Here is an 18,017-nt window from a genome sequence, read left to right as displayed (position 1 = left end):
TTCGTCGCGCTGACGGGAAGGCGCCTTCGGGCGAGTGGAGGCAGACTATGTGGGATTACATCATTGTCGGCGCGGGCTCGGCCGGTTGCGTGCTGGCAAACCGCCTGTCCGAGGATCCTGACGTCAAGGTCCTGCTGCTGGAGGCTGGCAGCCGGGATTGGAACCCGATGATCCATATTCCTGGCGGCATCGGTAAGCTGTTTGGGCCGGGCGTCAACTGGCGGTTCCACACGGTGCCGCAGAAGAACCTCGACAACCGCTCCATCTGGTATCCACAAGGCAAGACCCTTGGCGGCTCAAGCTCGATCAACGCGATGATCTACATCCGATGCCAAAAGGAGGACTACGACAATTGGGCAGCACTCGGAAATGACGGTTGGGCTTATGAGGATGTCTTGCCCTATTTCCGTAAATCCGAGGACAATGATCGGCTCGCCAATCGCTATCACGGGCAGGGCGGTCCACTTGCAGTTTCGGATCAGGTCGGCCCGCACCCATTGACCCGGGCCTTTGTCCGCGCCGTGCAACAATATGGCCTGCCGTTCAATCCCGACTTCAACGGCGACACCATGTATGGCGCCGGCTTCTACCAGGTCACCTGTCGCGATGGCCGCCGCCGCTCGTCCGCTGTTTCCTATCTGCATCCCGTCAGCAGGCGGCCCAATCTGACAGTCAGGACCCATGCCCGGGTCACAAGGATCGTTGTCGAGAACGGCCGCGCCGTCGGCGTCGAACTGTCCGAGGGCAAATCGCGGAAAGTGTTGCGGGCCGAAAACGAGGTGATCGTATCGGCAGGAGCCATCAATTCGCCGCGCCTGCTGATGCTGTCCGGTATCGGACCGGCCGACGAGTTGAAAGCTCTCGGGATCGCGACGATCGCCGATCTCAGCGGTGTCGGGCGGAACCTCCAGGATCATCTCTGCACCAACGTCCATCTGACGCTCAAGGACCCGATCAGCTATGACGGCCAGGATCGCTATCCCAAGGCGCTCCTGCACGGCATTCGCTGGCTGCTCTATCGCAATGGCCCTGCCGCCTCGGTGATCGTTGAGGGCGGCGGCTTCTTCCAGAGTGAGGGAGCGAAGCGGCCCGACCTTCAGATTCACATCGCGCCAGCGATGGTGGTGCGCGGCGGCCAGACGCGGCTCGACGGGTATGGTTTTACCATCAACTCGACATTCCTTCGGCCACGTAGCATCGGCTCGGTGAAGCTGCGCTCGTCGAACCCCGCCGGCGAGCCGCTGGTCGACCCCAACTATCTATCCGATCCCTACGATCGCGGCATGGCACTGAAATCAGTACGGATCATCCGGGAGGTGCTGGCGCAAAGTGAAATCGCGAAGTTCGTCAAGGTCGAACGGCTGCCTGGGCCGGCTGCGAAGACCGACGAGGAACTGATGGCCTACATCAGGCAGTATGCCTGCTGCGACTATCACCCTGTTGGCACCTGCAAGATGGGCGTCGACGAAACCGCAGTCGTCGATCCCGAACTGCGTGTGCGCGGACTCGACGGGTTGCGGGTGATCGACTCCTCGATCATGCCAGTCCTGATCAGCGGCAACACGAATGGGCCGACGATGATGATCGGCGAAAAGGGCGCCGATCTGATCAAGGGCGTCCGGTCTGCGCATGCCCGCCACATGATCGCAGCCGTTGCGTAAGTCTTCGGAGACCAGGCCGATGCAATTTCTTGTTTTGTCTCGACGCCGAACGGACCAATTCAGCGACGCTGATTTCGAACAGCTGGTACCCAGCGAGGGGGCACAGGCCCGCCATCTCTATAGCATCGGCTTCACGCGCCAGATCTGGCATCGCGGTGATATGCCCGGTGCGTGCCAGATCGTCGAGGCGAGGGACGAGATCGAGGTTCGCGAGATGCTGGCGACGTTGCCGCTGGCGAGGGCGGGGACGCTTGACTTCGAAATCGTCCCGCTGAAACCCTACGCTGGTTTCAATCTGCCATGAGGCCCACTGTTGTTCCTATGCAGTCGCACCGAGGTCCGATTATGGCGCGACGCGTCAGCAACGTCGTTGCGGCTGAGATGGGGTCGCCAGCAAAATGGCGCCTTTCCCGCTAGTTAATTCTGGAACCGGACCGCCTGCTTTCGGCCCAAACCGGTCGTCAGATAGTTCTACAATTCGCGATCGACTGGGGTTCCTGGAAGCTTTTCGAACTTTCTGGGTCGCGCCTCAGCCCGAATTGCGGTTGCTTATGGACAAAGCGGGATACTAGATTCGGTATTTGGATAGCATTGATGGCATCGACTTCTAGCACGTGCGCCAGATAGCGCGTGAGCACGAACTGCCAGCGTGCTACGTTTTTTGTCGGCGGCTTTGCTTCCATACCGGACCTAGAGTTCAGCTCACTGCGTTGGCTCTAAACTAGATATTCTCGCACTGTTGGAAAAGGTGCAGTACCGCTAGTGGAGCGTTATCCGAACAATAGAAATCCGCACGCAGTTTCCATACACCAACACCGGAGAATGCCGTTTGGCCAGGTGGCATTCGCGGACTATGCGGAAAACGGTCGTTTGCCGAACACAGTTGGTAGAGGGAAACGAACCCGAAACAAACCTTCTCTGAATCTGTGTGATCAATGGGCACCATTGGTACAGTTCAAGACCTAGCTCTGGACGTCCGAAATGCGCCTCTAGGTGAACTCGTCTCCGCCCCAGAAGCAGACGTCGTGGATGGCCATTCAGCCGGACCGCTCGCTTGGCCAGTTCGTAGCCACGCTTCGGGGCCAGAACCCGATGACCTTGCATCAGGGCGAAAATACTACGATATCGGAGACCAAACGCCGTCTGATTGGCTCGCGCCAATTCAGCTGTTCCCACCCATACTGGCGCGATGAATGACCTTCCAACCCGACGATATGGAATCAGAAAGGCTGGTTTCAGTCCGTAGACAGTCATGAAGCGAACGTCAGGATCCGGTCAGATCCTGACGTTGCCCACGCCGCTCATTAATGTCCGCTCGCGAAGATTTGCATCCAGAAGCTGCGAGTCTGCCAGCGGCCCAAAGCTGTCGGTCAGCGATGCGCCTCAATGCAGTCTTTCAGGGCCTCTCAGTGCTATCTCCAAACCAGACATTTCCAGTTTATTGCGGGTCATGCGCGCCGCTCAAGGTTCAATCGCTAGTCTTCAGAATCGCACCGTCTCCAGCGACGAAGATTGCAATTAGGCTCGCGCTTTCGGTGCTACTGGCATTCTCGCTGACTAGATGTTCACTGCCGGCAGGCTCAAAAAAGGTCTCGCCTGCTTTGTAGGTTTTTGAGGGGCCGGTCGCAGAGTTTTCAGAACGGATCGTTCCCGACAACACGTACGCTAGCACCGATCCCGCGTGGTGATGCTTGCCGGATTTGCCGCCTGGCGGGTAGTCGACGCGCAGGACGGTCAGTGTCTGTCCGGGAAGGTTTGGCAATTTTCCTGCAAAGACTGGAGAGACTTTGTCGTCGTCTGCGTGGACAGTAAGGGTGTACCCTAGGCAAAGGGTCACACTTGCCGCGACGATCGTAAGTTTTCTTTTAAGGCGCATCGGATCTCCATCAGTTGCTAATGTTGAGGACAATCTTGCCGTCTGCGCGAGGTCGCGTTCCCTCGAGCATTTCATGGGCCAACTCCGCCTCGCCAAGGGAGAGGACTGTGCCCACGCGTGATCTGATCGAACCGCTGTCGATGAGGCCGGCGATCATATCCAGACATTGCGTCGTCACATCGACCAGGAAGAACGACGCGCGGACCCTGTAGCGGGCTGCATCGGCCTGGTCGGGAACCGAAACGGCGGAGATCAGACAGCCGCCTGGCTTGAGAACCTGGAATGAGCGACGCTGAGTATCTCCGCCCACCAGATCGACAACCGCATCAACGCCGCTAACCTTTGTTTCGAATTGACGGGACTGGAAGTCGATCACCTCGTCTGCACCGAGTTCGCCGAGGTAGGCGAGGTCTCTGGCACCGCCTGTCGCGATAATCCGCAATCCGGCCTGCCGTGCGAACTGAACAGCGAACGAACCAACGTTGCCTGCCGCGCCATGAACCAGCACGGTGTGACCGCGTTGCAGCTGGGCGTGGTCGAAAAGCGCCTGCCATGCGGTAACGGCGATCACTGGCACCGCCGCAGCCGTGACGTCCGTCACGCTGCCGGGCTTCCGCGCAAGCATGCTAGCCGATGCGACGGCGAACTCGGCATATGCTCCCGTGAACTGCCTGTTTGTGACGCCAAACACAGAGTCGCCGACCCGGAATGCCTCGACGCCCTGTCCAACCGCCTCGACGAGCCCGGATAAATCCGATCCAAGCGTCAATGGCAGGGGCTGCGGCAATGCACTCTTGCCGGCACGTATCCAACCGTCCCACGGTCCAACACCGGCGGCTGCCACCTTTACGAGAACTTCTCCCGGGCCGGGCCGTGGGCGGGCAATTATCTCCAGCGTTATGACTTCGGGTGGACCAAACCTGTGGACGCGGCAGGCCTTCATAGTTGGCATATAGGCGGATGGCGGCGATGACCTATCCTCGTCCATCGGACTATTGCCGTTCCTGGAACGAGATCGGATAGGCCTCGTTGCGCAGCGTCAGCATCGGATCGGCAGGATCGATCCCAGAATGTGGCTGGCCGGGCAGGAACAGCGTACCTTTGTCTGCAGCCGCCTGATCGGCGACGATCTTCGTGATTGTAATCGAACCGAGTTTTACCAGCCTGCGCTGCTCAGGCCAGGCGATTGATGGATCTTCTATCTTGTCACCGTCCTCGGCAATCTGTGCATACCAGTCGAAGCCTATCGGCTGCGCAGCGATGCGCTCGAGAATCTCCTCGCGGAGATAATTGGGTCCTTTGGTCGCGAGATCCGCGGCTGTTAGGTAAAGTTCGCCGGCCTGCGGAATGAGCCGGTAGCGCACGTGCACGGCCTTGCCGGCGGCATTTTTATAGGTGAAAGCGTTGACGCCAAAAAATGCCGTAGTGGCGTAAGATGCTGGCGGCGGCTTTTGCGTCGACACGAAAGTCTTGGCGATCGGATGTGTCTCTAGGAACTGTTCGATCGGGTTTGGGTGAGCCACTCCCGGGCCGCTTGCGCCGATGTCGCGCAGGAATACCGCGAACTCATCGCTGGTGGCGACCGGAAACCCATTGAAGCTGTGGGACACGACATCGACCTCGTCGCCGTCTTCTGCTTTGATCTTGAACGCGAAGCCGCGCGGATTGGCTGCGCCAATCGTGTCGGGAATCTCGGGTATGCCTGTGAAGTCGGAAAACCGGGCGACCACCGGCAGACTTTTTCCGGAGAAGATCAATGCCTGGCTGAGCGTCTCGGCTTCCGCAGATGCGGTGAAAGTGCCTTCCAGCAGGATCCCCTTGGCGTGGACGGCGCGAGCATGATGCTCGCCAAATGCTGAATGCAGGGCGTTGACCAGATCCTGCGCTGATTGATTTGGCGGAATTGGCGGTGCCGCAGGGGCTTCCGCCGCTAACGTGGTTCTGCTCACCGCGGCCACTACCAGTGCGGCGGCTCCAAGCCACCTAGTGAGGCGCCTACCAATTTTGGTTTTCTTTTGCACGAAAATCCTCCCTGACCGTGCTGAGCGCACGCAATCGGGGCAATCCTCGTTCCTCCGTTTTCAGCCGTATTGCCCGTTTTCGTTGCACTTGGCGAATTTGCGCACGAAGCTCTGCTTAGACGAGGCGATCTGTCGAGTCATGCTTCCTACGCCGCCAAGCGCCTGGAGATATGCCGACAAGGCGGCTGAAGACGCGGGTGAAGTGGCTCTGGTCAGCAAAGCCGCAGGACAGCGCAATCGCTACAAGCGACATCCCGGTGTTAGTGAGCGCATTCTTGGCTCGGTCGACGCGCCGTTGCAGTAGCCAACGGTGTGGCGGCAGGCCGGTCGAAGCCCGAAAGGCGCGGGCAAAATGGCTGGGCGACAGCCCGCATTCATACGCCAGCCACTCGGGGGAAATATCGCCCTCGATATGCGCATCGAGAATTTCCATGGCACGTCTCAGCTGCCAAGGTGCTAGTCCGCCACGGGCCGGCAGGGCTTTCATCGATCCGTAGCGGTGCGCGACATGCGCCACGACGGCCAACGTGACATAGTCGATGAATAGCCGGCTTGCCTGATCCGGTGCACTGAATGCTGGCATCAAAGCAGCGCTTAGCGCCTGCATAACGGGATCGTCTGCGCCGCGGCCATGCTCATGGACGAGATCTCCGATACGCGCCACGCCGGCATTATCCGCAACTGCGTTAAACGCCGCGCGCGGGATATAGAAATGCAGCGCGTCCATTGGATTGTTGACGAGCATAACAGGGGCAAGCCTCAGGTCGATGAACGTCGTTTGTCCGGCCAGCACTGGCGCCTCCCGAACAGCTTTGCCGTCCTCCCAGAGGCGGAAGCTTGGATTGTCCAGCATGACGTAGCTTGCAAAATAGGCGTCTACCACCGGCTGGGGGTCCGACAATTCATTGGTTGGTGAATATTGCCGCAAGTAAGTTGCGGCTACCTCCGATTTGCGAAGGGTTTTCGATACCAGTGCTGGGGCTTCTTTTGCCCCGAAACGCTTGGCGAAATCTCGACCGTACGCTTCGCCGCTCCTCATCAAAGCCCTAGCCCCGGCGAAACGTGCATAGTCCACCCTGCGAAAAACCAGACTCCCAGCTTACACAGGATTTAGCTCGCCTGGCGAATTATCAGCGCGCGCTGCTGATTTAGCCGGCGGCGTGAACGTTTTAATACAGGTTTCGCAAGGATTTGGGTGCGTCGGAGCCGACATGGCCTACCAAGCTGATAGCGGCTGTAGTTTCTTCCTCGGAGCCGAGGCCGGCTACGACAGCGGCGATGCCTTCACCCTCAATGTTCGCGGCGGATTGCAGATACCCCCTAGGCGCCAACCACATTGACCCAAGAAGGAAAAGGAAGTTCACCAGTTGCAAGGGCGATGAGATGTGATGGCGAACCGGTCATACCGGGAGCTGGGATAACCCGTGCGAATGTCGTGGGCGTCATTGCCCGCAAAGCAGAGTGGGACCTGACTCGCGGATACCATCAAGGCCAGCGGTCAACATGAACGACTGCATCAACAGGCCGGACAGAAGACCGCACCTGACCCAATCGTCAAAACGTCAAATCACCCCTTGCATCGCGGGAGCCATCCACAGAAGACATTGCCGGCGACGAGGCTTGACGGTCGCGGTCGCGGCGCAAGGATCAGTCGAGGCTGATCCGCGTTCCTTGGCGCCGTTGAGCAGCCGCTGGGGCACCAACAATCAATCCGCCCCGCAGGCATTCAACCGGCCCCGCCAGCAAGACTGAAGCCTGCTCGACGTATGTAACCGCGAGCCCAGGCCTCGCATCAGCCAGAATCTCCTGGACTTGGCGGAGGGATGAAGATGCGCCCGCCAGTCGATTTCGACCTCGCCCTCGTCCAATCGGTCACGCCATATGCGCAGCGAATACGGCGAAAGATGCAGCGCAGCGGTGTATTCGCGAACGCCATGCCGCTCCAGTTCATGGCTTCAACATGCATGGCCCAGAACGCCTGGACACCACGGTTGCGAACATCCGCGCTTATCGCAAAGCGCCGCCGAGTTCCCTTTTTCTGCCGCTTCGCTCGCTCTTCCAGGCGCTTCTGACGGCGCAATTCCGCCTGCTTACGGGCCGCGTCGTTGCCCGCAAAGTACTTCAGCCAGCGATCAAGCGTGTCCTTCGTCAGGCGATGCACGCGGCAATATTCCGTCCGGGTCAGACCGCTGCGCTGCCACGCCTCGACGTGAACCACCCAATAGGATTGCCGCGCCTTGTTCTCGAAATGTCTCAAATTCACCGGAGATCCTCCATGCTACGAAGGAGCCCGACATGTCGCGCAAATGCACTACTCAATCTGGGTGCAGAGACCGGACGCTTACATACAACCGATTAAGATTGCCGCCCGTAATCGGGGCGGTCGCATGGAAGGGCTGCAAAGCTGTGTGTCAGCCGCGGCTCCGCTGGCGATGGTCGGCAGTTCGGCGGCACATTCTGCACCTGTCAAACAGCGCAGGAGGCGGACGATGGAATTCTTTTGTGGACTGGACGTGGCGATGGACGAGACAGCGGTTTGCGTCGTCGACGACGAGGGCGCGGTGCATCTGGAGGCGGCGGTGGTGACCGATCCGGAAGCGATCTTCGGAATCCTCAAGCCCTTTCTCGGGCGACTTCGCCGCGTCGGCCACGAGGCAGGCTCGCTGTCGCCCTGGCTGCATCCGGAACTCAAGAAACTTGGCCTGCCGGCCATCTGCCTGGAGACGCAACACGTGCGCGCCGCGATGTCGGCGCAGCGCAACAAAACCGACAAGGCTGATGCACTCGGCATCGCCCACATCATGCGCACCGGCTGGTTCCGCCAGGCTTATATCAAGTCGGAAAGCTGCTATCGAACGCGGCTTCTGCTGACCCACCGGCGCAATCTGAAGGCTAAGTTCCTCGACCTGGAGAACGCCATCCGCCATTCGCTGAAGTCGTTTGGCATCCGTCTGGGCAAGGTCGGACGCGGAGCCTTCGATCTGGCGGTGCGGGTGGCAGTGGCGAACGATCCGCTGTCGAGCGAGCTGATGGACGCGATGCTGTCGGCGCGCGCGGCACTGTGGAAACAGTACTGCCGCCTGCACGATCTCGTCGTCAAAACGGTGGCGCGCAGCGAACCGTGCCGGCGCTTCATGGCCATCCCCGGCGTCGGTCCGGTGACGGCGCTTTCGTTCATGACGGCGATCGACGATCCCACCCGCTTCCACCGCTCGCGCGACGTCGCGGCCTATTTTGGCCTGACCTCGCGGCGCTGGCAGTCAGGCACCTCGATCGACGTTCAGGGCCGCATCTCCAAGGCCGGCGACGCGGACGTGCGGCGCGCACTCTACGAAGCGGCGTCAGGTTTGATGACGCGCTTCAAGGGCAAGGACAGGGTCAAGAGCTGGGGCCGGGACATCGCCAAACGCTCCTGCCACCGCAAAGCCTGTGTCGCGGTGGCACGCAAGCTGGCGGTGATCATGCACGCCATGTGGAGCGATGGAACGTTCTACGTCGGCGATCCGGCCGCGAGTGAGGACGCCGCCGAGCGGCGCGCCCATGTCAAGGACCGCAAGCTGCTGGGAGCGCATCGATGAGCAGTGCGGCGGCATTTGAAACGCATGGCGCCGGCCCGCTGACCGACGCCATCTGAACAAGGGAGATCCGCTCCGGCGGATGAGGACCGATGCAGACCAGGAACGACGGAACGCACGTTATCCTGCCTGCGGCCGCGCCGATCGACAGACGGCCGGACCGCGCTCGATTGCCTGTGACGATGCTCCGTCAGTCCGATGGAAAAGTGCGCCACGATGGTTCGAGCGCTGCACTCATGCAGCCAAAACAGCCCGTCGCAGAGCGCGGAAGATTGCACGGCGCATCGGAACTCAACGCCAGAACGCGGAATCGTAGCGCAGAGCATAGATTCGTATATTATCGCATCCTGAAGGAGGAAAGACGATGGTTACAAAGTATCGCCAAAAACAACCGATTAAGATGGCAGGATAAAAGGCCGCACATTGCGCGGCGGACGGGTCTTTGTTTTTCAATGCGTTAGATAGTGATTTCGCAATGTACGCATGTTTACTGCACCTTGCGAGAATGTCGATTTCTCAGCTATCCCCGTGAGTTAGTGCAATGTGCGGGAGCCGTTTCCGCACTTTGATGAGGATGAGGCCGGGAAAGGGGCGTAGTCAGGGACGGCGCTGAGGCAGCCTCTCGCCGGCACACAACGAGGTGGTGGATAGTCAAAGTCGAACCGCGTCGACCTGGCCTGCGGTGGCTAGCGATGGGCGGCCGGTTCGGCTGCCGGGAGAGAGGCTTACTACGGACCCGATTGCCGACATCGCCAGCGTCGGCCGTAAGATAGCGGCCGAGCGCTGGCTTGCCGGCTGGCGCCATCTTCCGTACTGCGGATGCGTAGGCTTCACGGTCCCGATGGAAAGAGCGCAGGCGATACGTCCGCCACCAAATCCAAGCGTCCACCGGAGGGTTCGTCGGGCCGCCATCCGCCGGCGCTGCGCATCGCCTGGCTGTCCTGACTGTCGTCTGCCAGTAGCCTCTCCATCCTGACAGGAACGCGTAAACCATCGTGTTACGGTCTAGCCGGCTTAGGTCACTGGCTTAATAGGCTTCAAAGCAAATGGAGAGTCCGCCACGTCTAGGATCAACCGCCGCGCCTTGCTCCTCCATTCTGGCAGCGCAGTCGTCGCCTCAACAGTTGCGGCAACGGCGCTCTGTACCGAACCGCCAGGTCAAGACCGAGGACCGTCCGATAGTCTGCAAGCGCTGATGGAGGCGCATAAGCTATGCTGCGTTCGCTGAAGCCCTGCATCACAAGGGCGGTGGCCGCAGCCAGTCCGACAGAGCGAGCCGGGAGGAGGAGAGGGCGTTGCTCGCCATCTGCGGCTACCCTGCAGTTGGGGAGGCGGACTGCCTAGCCAAGGCTCGGTATCTTTTAGAAATCGAGGGGAGGTGTGAGCTCGACTTGGCAGAGCATATGCAGGCCGTTCTCCGCTCTGCGACGTGGAGGGGATGAAGCGACCGAGGCGCGGTCGGTCAGCGACTGAATGTCTGCTATGCGCCGCATGTCGGCCCTAGAGATTTGCTTAGCCGCTGCCTCAAAGCAGACGCGGCTGACAGGGCTGGACGTCTTGATTGCGCCAGGTCTGGCGCTTCGCCGACCTGTCTCGAACGACTCGGGTCGATCCTATGCGGACCATCCGACCAATGGCTCGGGGCTATCTTCCCTGTGCTTAACGGCTCTATGTTGAGAAGGACGGCACTGATCTGGCTGCAGTAGGCTGGATAGAGGGAGCACGACGTGAGTGAGACCCGGAAAATAGCAGCGATCCTGGTCTCGGATGTGGTCGGCTACAGCCGGCTCGCCGGCGCGGACGAGGATCGCATCCTGGCGCGGCTGCGGGCGCTGCGGAGCGATCTGATCGATCCGACGATCGCCGTGCATCATGGTCGCGTGGTCAAGCGCACCGGGGACGGAGCCCTCGTCGAGTTCCGCAGCGTCGTGGAGGCCGTGCGCTGCGCCATCGAGGTGCAGAATGGCATGGTTGAGCGCAATGCCGGGCTGCCGCCGGACCGCCGCATCGACTTTCGCATCGGCATCCATCTGGGCGATGTCGTGGAGGAGCGCGACGGCGATCTGATGGGCGACGGCGTCAATATCGCCGCGCGGCTCGAAGGCATTTGCGAGCCTGGCAGCATCTGTCTCTCCGAGCAAGCATACTGGCAGGTCAAGGCGAGGCTCGATCTCGCAATCAACGATCGCGGCGCGGTGCAACTCAAAAATATCGCCGATCCGGTCCGAGTTTATTCGCTGCAAGTCGGAGTCCCCGCTCAGGCGAAGCCCGCGACACCTGCGGAGCCCGCTGTGCCGGAGAAGCCTTCGCCACAGCTCGCGCCGCCCGACAAGCCTTCAATTGCCGTGTTGGCGTTCCAGAACATGAGCGGCGATCCTGAGCAGGAATATTTCGCCGACGGGATAACCGAGGATGTGATTACCGACCTCTCTAAGGTCAGCGGCCTGCTGGTGATCGCGCGCAACTCCAGCTTCACCTATAAGGGCAAGGCTGTCGACGTGCGGCAGGTGGCCCGTGAACTCGGTGTCCGCTCAGTGCTCGAAGGGAGCATCCGCCGCGCCGGCAACCGTGTAAGGATCACCGCACAGCTGATCGATGCGGAAACCGGCGGACACCTTTGGGCCGACCGCTTCGATCGCGAACTCAGCGACGTCTTCGAGGTCCAGGACGAGGTCACCCGGCGGATCGTCGACGCGCTGATGATCAAACTGAGCCCGAGCGAAGCCGCGATGCTTGGTGCTGTCAAAACAACCAGCAGCAAGGCACACGACTTTTTCCTGCTCGGGCGCGAGGCGCTGTGGGGGGCCATCAGGAACCGCGACGTGTTCGAGCGCTCGATCGACCTGTTCGCGCAAGCGATCGCCCAGGATTCGAGCTATGGCGAACCCTATGCCGGCCTCGCAATGGCCGAGGTGCTCAACTGGCAGTTCCATTGGACGGATGGCTGGAGCGAGTCGCTTGAAAAGGCTGAGCGCGATGTCGAGTTAGCCCTGCAGAAGAGTCCGCAGGTTGCCTTCGTGCACTATGTCGCCTCGGTCTTCTACTTATGGAAAAAGGATCTCGACCGATCCGCGGCTGAAGCGGACGCGGCGCTGAATCTCAATCCGAACTACGCTCAGGCGCACAACTCGCGCGGCATCGTCAACATCTATGGCGGCCAGCCCCTCGCGGCTATTCCCCATATCGAACAAGCCATCCGGCTCGATCCCGCGTTGAAGCAGCTGTACATCCACTTTCTCGGCTCCGCCTATCTTGTCGCCGGCAAATTCGAAGCTGCCACGGCGCTGTTCAGGGAGCGTATACAGCTCGCCCCGAAGACCGACCTCTCTCGCGCCTTTCTTGCTGTCGCGCTCGGCCATTTGGACAAGGCCGAGGAAGCCGGCCGGGTCTGGCGCGAACTGATGGAGATCAATCCGAAATACTCCTTTGCCGAGCATGTTGGACGGCTCCCCTTCCGCGATCAAGCCGACGTTGACCATCTGTCCGAGGGCCTCAGCAAAGTTGGCCTCCCGGCTTAAATGCAAATTGGAATCGAGCTGTCTGTCTTGCAGAAAGACATCGTCTCGGGTCTCCTTCCTGTGCTTCAAAAAATACGGGGCGTCTAACCCGCGACGAAATTGTAGGCTGAGCAGGATCGGTGCTGTCCGTGCCCCTGATGCGGCCAAGCCGGCTGTCCCCACCGGGGTTAGATAACGACCATGCCCACGTCCACCTGAACGTCCGGTTTTCACGGTCCGCACCGTGAAGCTGCCAGTCCGCTTCTGATGCGGTGGACGGCTCTCCTCCCTCCCTGCGGTATGTTCGGGGGATCAGAGATGGAGGAGCGCTATGATGAGCAACGTTATGACGGTCGGTCTGGATATTGCGAAGTCCGTGTTTCCAGTGCACGGCGTGGATGCGGTTGGTGAGGTTTCCGTTCGCAGGAAGCTGACTCGTAGGCGCGTACTGGCGTTCTTCGAGAGCTTGCCGCGATGCTTGGTGGGGATCGAGGCGTGCAGTTCATCGCATTACTGGGCTCGCGAGCTGATCGCACGTGGCCACGATGTGCGACTACTGCCGGCACAGTATGTGAAGCCCTATCTGAAGCGGCAGAAGAATGATGCTGCAGACGCAGAAGCCATCTGCGAGGCCGTGACACGACCGACTATGCGCTTCGTGCCGAGCGCACGGCGCTACCTTGTCGACGGCTACGCCGCGCTGCTCATTCAAGCGGGAACGGCGGTTTCATCGCGGCTTCGCCAAGCTGCAAATTCGTTTAACATCATTCGCATCGAGCACCCACGGATCACGGTCGAATGTCGGGCCTGGCAGCCTTCGCAGTCCGGGTTCGAAATCTCAGCCAGTTATTCTTTTCGGCACGGTCCAACCGGGTGGGAACCTGGGGATAGCGGTTAAGCGATGCCGACTTGGTAGCTTCTGCGCTGCCTTCAGCAGGTTTAGCGGCTTAGCAGGAGTTGTGGTAATATGCCTTAACGGTCGCGTAGCAATCGCAGGAGCTTTCCAACAGGCGCGGCCTCCAGTGCAGTATCTCTTGGAGGCGCTTAACCGCACGAATGGCCCTATGGAAGGCGTCTACGCTTTTCAGTCGGGGGATTCCAACTACGCAAATCTTCGGTGGAGCCACAAGGGCGTTACGCCGGTTGCTTATGATAGCGCCGGGCCGGCGGGCAGTTGCTCTTCCACCTGATCTCGAAGCTCTATGAACGCACCTCGATCATCATCACCACCAATCTTGCCTTCGGGGAATGGCCGAGCGTCTTCGCTGGCGATGCCAAGATGACCACCGCGCTGCTCGACCGCCTCACTCACCACTGCGAGATCGTCGAGACCGGAAACGAGTCCTGGCGCTTCAAAAGCCGATCTCAAAGCTAAAGCCGAAAAGCTAATCAGCCGCGCCCGATCAGGCTGTGCAACCCCGACCAGCTCCGCCTGATCGGGCGCTTACCGGCGTGCCTCCCACAACCGAAAGCCGGGGTCCCTTTTGCGCGAAAATACGAGGTCCGATTCCGCGTCATTGACAGCCAACGGCAGCGGCACCAAATTCGCTGGGCCGGCCGCCGGGATTTTGATCGGAACGCAGAAAACGAACTCGAGCCGGTGCACGTCGGGAGATTTGTGATGCACTGCCACATCCTTGAGCACGAGGTCGTGGGATGATGTCTGTGGTCGAGGTTTTGCCTATTGTGGAGGATGCCAAGTGAAGTCCCGATGCGGTCGGTTGCAACGGTCGCTGTCATTCATTTTTTTGGCGGATTTAATCTTGCTCGCGGCTCCGGCCGGCGCCGCCGACGCGTCCGGCCAAGCAGGTAGCTCAATCTGGCAGTGGGATCACCTCACTGGGGACTGGAATGGCGACCGGACGGCGCTTGAGGACAAAGGCATTAAGTTCACCCTCGATTACGTGAGCGAGGTCATGGATGTGGCGGGTGGCGGCATCCGCCAGGGCGCGACCTACGAAGGACGATTCGACGTCAACTTGGACCTCGATTTTGAGAAGATGGGTCGGTGGCAGGGTGGATCTGCCCATGTGACGGTGTATCAAATACACGATCTCAATGATCGCAATGTCGCCGCTGAGGTTGCCAGCCTCGGCGATCCGAGTAACATCGATGCGGTTCCGACGACGCGGCTCTTCACCGCCTGGGTCCAGCAAACGTTTGCAGACGGCAGTTTTGTCAGGTTGGGGCAGGTTGCGGCGGACGAGGATTTCGCAACGAGCAATTCAGCCGGGAAATTGCTAAACGGTGCGTTTGGATGGCCTGTGCTGAATGCCTCGGATTTGCCGAGCGGCGGACCGGCCTATCCGCTTGCGACGCTCGGTGTGGTTTCAGCCGTTTACCTCAAGCCGAAACTTGTCGTGCGCAGTGGGCTTTTCAGCGGCGACCCGGCCGGACGAGATTGCCAAAACGATCCGCAGGTTTGCAACCTACACGGCACCACCTTCAGTTCGGCCGGTGGCGCCCTGCTGATGGCCGAACTGGCGTACGAACTCAATCCGGACGGTGCTGCGGACGGGCCATCGGTTTCTTACAAGCTCGGCGGCTGGTATCACACCAGCACGTTTGCCGATGAGCGATATGGCCTGAGCGGTTCGGGCAGTGTGGTGCCGCTCGCGTCGCCTCAAGCGGTGGGTTCGGTCATGCATTCGGGGAACTGGGGTGTCTACGCGCTGGTCGACCAGACGCTGTTTGAGGGAAGCGGCACCAAAGTCGGTGGCTTCTTGCGCGGGCAGTTGGCGCCTTCTGACAGGAATCTGGTCGCGTGGGGTGTCGACGTAGGCCTGGCCTTTACGGGCCTATCGCCAACGCGCAAAGACGATACGTTGACCGTTGGCGTTAGTCATTCAGCTATCAGCCATGCGGCATCGAATCTTGATAGAGACACCGCAACCGAAACAGGCACAGCGTATCCGATACGTTCCGGCGAGACCATATTCGAGGTGAATTACGACTTCGTCGCGGCACCATGGTGGAATATTCAGCCGGATTTCCAGTACATTGTCCATCCCGGCGGAGGAGCTGCGGATGATGCGACCGGCCAGGCAATCCCCAACGCCCTCGTTGTTGGAGTCAGAAGCACCATCGACTTTTGAACTGCTCTCGCCGGAGTGACTCGCACGCGTTCGTTACATCAGATTTAAGGGAGCAATAAGCTTGGATGGCCGCTATGAGGTGCCAACGGAACGGCTGCTCTTAACATTGTCTTCCCGAAAAGCTGCCCGTCCACTTCCGGCCCCAAACGCGACGTCCGAGTAGTGGCTTGGCGATGTCCGGAGCTGGTGCAAGCCGGACCTGGCAAGAGATGGCATAGTTGTGGTCTTGTTTGGACAGGCGAGCGAACCGCAAAACTGGCGGCAGCAAGGCCGGCGCTAGACCATTGATATTGCTGTCGTCAAAACCTAGGGATTTTTAGCGCTACTCCCCAGCTTCGGAGAATGATCGGCGTTCAGAGAGCAATTTGCACGCTTGGGGCGCTGCGGCACTCCCCAGCCTTTGGCCACACACCCTGCAAACGCTGGGCTACCGGGAAGCCATGAGGGGACCGGAGAATTGTTTGGACTTTGAAGGTGGTAGCGGGAAGGGTGCTGGAGACTAACCTTCTCCGTTTTGGGAACCTTGAATGAGTGCAGAGCTGAGCTTCGCTCAGGGTTCAGTTTAGCGCCCCGCTGGCCAGAAACCCGCGGGGCGTCTACTCGTTGAGCAACAGGATGGCCGGCCGCTTCACACGTGCGAATACTTCGTTGCCACATCAGCCTAGCTGCAGCTAACACTATTGCAATTACAGAGCATCGGGCGGTGTTAACCAGTAATACTTAGCTGCCTCGAGCGGCGACGTGAGCAGGCCTCGGGCTCACCAACGCCAAGGTTGCCGCGGGAGCAGCTGTCGTATCGCCATCTGAGAGAGCACCGCAGACTGGCAGTGGAACTGGGGATGCCTGCCACAGCGGCAGCCCGGTCGATACCGCGACTTCAGGATCGGCCGTGAAGAGATTGGCGCCACGGCCGCGTAGCTTCAGCAAGATCGAGCTGTCCATGTCGCTATGAAGCCTCCTCAAGCCGAGTTCGTTGTAGACATGGCCGGTCGAGCCGGGATTGATGCCCGATATGACGACAGTCGACGCGCCGCTGTTGAATGCATAGAGCACAGCGGTGATCCCGTTCGAAAACTTCCGTGCATTGTCCAACTCGCTGTGGCGCGTGCCCATGACCGCCTCGTGCAGGGCAATGCGCTGGTACGTGCTAACCATCCGGAGCTGGTCGTACCGATAGTTAAATGCCGCGAGGCCATCGCGCAGGCGCTGCTCTCCGAACTGCCAGCGCATCACATACAGGATGCCGGTCTCTTCGCCGTTGAGAACGCGCCGTACGGCCACGGCATTGTCGTTCGTGCCGTCGACTTGGTTGAAATGGAGAAAGGTCGCGTCAGGTTTGGCGATGCCCCATTTCCTCGCCACCGACTGGGAACCGTTGACGGTGAGAACCGAAAAACTCTCGTCGAATCCCTTGGGGAGGTTAGATCCAGGGGCGGAGCCGACGACGAGCACTGGCCCGATGAACCGGGTCGGATGACGCGGGGGCTTGGGGCGGGAAAACCTGTAGACGAGTACTTCCTTGATCGTTCGTCTGATCTTGGAGTAGCTCATCGGAAGTCGTCACCGCTTGCCGAGTGCTTTGGCTTCCCGTTCCATTGTTGCCGTGTTAGCTCTCAGTTCCTTTGCCTGCTGGACTGTAATGCCTGACTTCTGGACTGTAATGCCTGCCTTCTTGGCAAGGTACTCGACCTCGTAGTCCTCACTGCCCGCCACTCGTTTCGTCCGCGCAAATGGGGCATTTGGCGATCTTCGCAGCCTGGGTCTAATGCTGCAGCGTGGCGATGTAACCCGCCAAGTTGTGGATGCGTTCCGTGGTCACCACCTCGCCCCCACTGGGGCCGTAGGTTTTTGCATCGTCCTCAAGGAATTGACGACCCCAGACCGGCATCTCGCGGTCGCCGTGGCTTGGTGTGGCGTAGCGGCCGTCAATGATTGCGAAGACCCTCGAATAGGGAAACGTCCCGCCATTGCGTTCGGAAAGGTGCGTCAGGTCGGCCGGACGCTTGACCAGCAGGTCGCGCAAGGGTCCGTCGCCCTTGCCGTCGATGCCGTGACAGACAGCGCAGGAGTTCAGATATTCTGCCTGGCCGTAACTCATTTCCTGCGCCCTAGACGCTTCCCAGGCCATGGTCGCGAGAATTGCTGCGATCAAAAATCTCATGTGCGCATCCACCGATTGATCGGCTGAGCCTACCGCGCCGACCAGCACATATCTTGATCCCGATCAATTGGGCGTCTGCATGGTCTTTGATTCAGCGCAATGAGCATACCGAACGGTCTTGTTATCGTTGT

General features: G+C 59.9%; 12 protein-coding genes and 2 pseudogenes. 7 read left to right on the top strand and 7 right to left on the bottom strand.

All coding sequences use genetic code 11. From position 1 onward, the window contains the following. Positions 1-47 precede the first annotated feature (47 nt). Positions 48-1,661 (top strand): GMC family oxidoreductase, encoded by a 1,614-nt coding sequence (locus AC1D08_RS29765; protein ID WP_477226052.1) that lies wholly within the window; start codon positions 48-50, stop codon positions 1,659-1,661. Between the two features lie 19 nt (positions 1,662-1,680). Beyond that, positions 1,681-1,965 (top strand): muconolactone Delta-isomerase family protein, encoded by a 285-nt coding sequence (locus tag AC1D08_RS29760; RefSeq protein WP_477226053.1) that lies wholly within the window; start codon positions 1,681-1,683, stop codon positions 1,963-1,965. Between the two features lie 1,164 nt (positions 1,966-3,129). Here AC1D08_RS29760 and AC1D08_RS29755 read toward each other — a convergent pair. The 5 genes from AC1D08_RS29755 to tnpA all read right to left on the bottom strand — a co-directional run bounded on the left by AC1D08_RS29755 (position 3,130) and on the right by tnpA (position 7,821). Further along, positions 3,130-3,537 (bottom strand): cupin domain-containing protein, encoded by a 408-nt coding sequence (locus tag AC1D08_RS29755; protein ID WP_477304526.1) that lies wholly within the window; start codon positions 3,535-3,537, stop codon positions 3,130-3,132. Between the two features lie 10 nt (positions 3,538-3,547). Further along, entirely contained in the window at positions 3,548-4,480 is a 933-nt protein-coding gene (locus AC1D08_RS29750; RefSeq protein ID WP_477304832.1) for an NADP-dependent oxidoreductase, read from the bottom strand. Between the two features lie 49 nt (positions 4,481-4,529). Continuing rightward, complete coding sequence (locus AC1D08_RS29745) at positions 4,530-5,558, bottom strand: catalase family peroxidase (protein WP_477304527.1); 1,029 nt, start codon at positions 5,556-5,558, stop codon at positions 4,530-4,532. 115 nt (positions 5,559-5,673) lie between these two features. Continuing rightward, positions 5,674-6,597, bottom strand: coding sequence for a helix-turn-helix domain-containing protein (locus AC1D08_RS29740; RefSeq protein ID WP_477399648.1), 924 nt, complete (start codon positions 6,595-6,597; stop codon positions 5,674-5,676). 753 nt (positions 6,598-7,350) lie between these two features. Further along, entirely contained in the window at positions 7,351-7,821 is a 471-nt protein-coding gene (gene tnpA, locus AC1D08_RS29735; protein ID WP_477304531.1) for an IS66 family insertion sequence element accessory protein TnpA, read from the bottom strand. 226 nt (positions 7,822-8,047) lie between these two features. On the opposite strand from tnpA, the gene AC1D08_RS29730 reads away from it, so the two are divergent. The 5 genes and pseudogenes from AC1D08_RS29730 to AC1D08_RS29710 all read left to right on the top strand — a co-directional run bounded on the left by AC1D08_RS29730 (position 8,048) and on the right by AC1D08_RS29710 (position 15,725). Next, complete coding sequence (locus tag AC1D08_RS29730; protein ID WP_477304533.1) at positions 8,048-9,136, top strand: IS110 family RNA-guided transposase; 1,089 nt, start codon at positions 8,048-8,050, stop codon at positions 9,134-9,136. A 1,724-nt stretch (positions 9,137-10,860) separates the two neighbouring features. Next, positions 10,861-12,651: an adenylate/guanylate cyclase domain-containing protein gene (locus AC1D08_RS29725; protein WP_477304535.1), complete on the top strand. Its 1,791-nt coding sequence runs from the start codon at positions 10,861-10,863 to the stop codon at positions 12,649-12,651. A 313-nt stretch (positions 12,652-12,964) separates the two neighbouring features. After that, a pseudogene (locus AC1D08_RS29720) lies at positions 12,965-13,294 on the top strand (IS110 family transposase); the annotation flags it as partial. Between the two features lie 495 nt (positions 13,295-13,789). Further along, positions 13,790-14,005 (top strand): annotated as a pseudogene (locus AC1D08_RS29715) (ATP-binding protein); the annotation flags it as partial. Positions 14,006-14,393: 388 nt separating this feature from the next. Then, positions 14,394-15,725, top strand: coding sequence for a carbohydrate porin (locus AC1D08_RS29710; protein WP_477398170.1), 1,332 nt, complete (start codon positions 14,394-14,396; stop codon positions 15,723-15,725). A gap of 720 nt (positions 15,726-16,445) precedes the next feature. Here the strand turns inward: AC1D08_RS29710 and AC1D08_RS29705 are convergent. Then, a complete protein-coding gene (locus AC1D08_RS29705) occupies positions 16,446-17,276 on the bottom strand; it encodes a membrane-anchored protein (RefSeq protein ID WP_477304539.1) in 831 nt (276 codons plus the stop codon). A gap of 211 nt (positions 17,277-17,487) precedes the next feature. Then, positions 17,488-17,886, bottom strand: coding sequence for a c-type cytochrome (locus AC1D08_RS29700; RefSeq protein WP_477304541.1), 399 nt, complete (start codon positions 17,884-17,886; stop codon positions 17,488-17,490). Positions 17,887-18,017: the final 131 nt, after the last annotated feature.

It is taken from the genome of Mesorhizobium sp. P2_E6, assembly GCF_056403835.1.
This window is presented reverse-complemented; position numbering and strand designations above follow the sequence as displayed.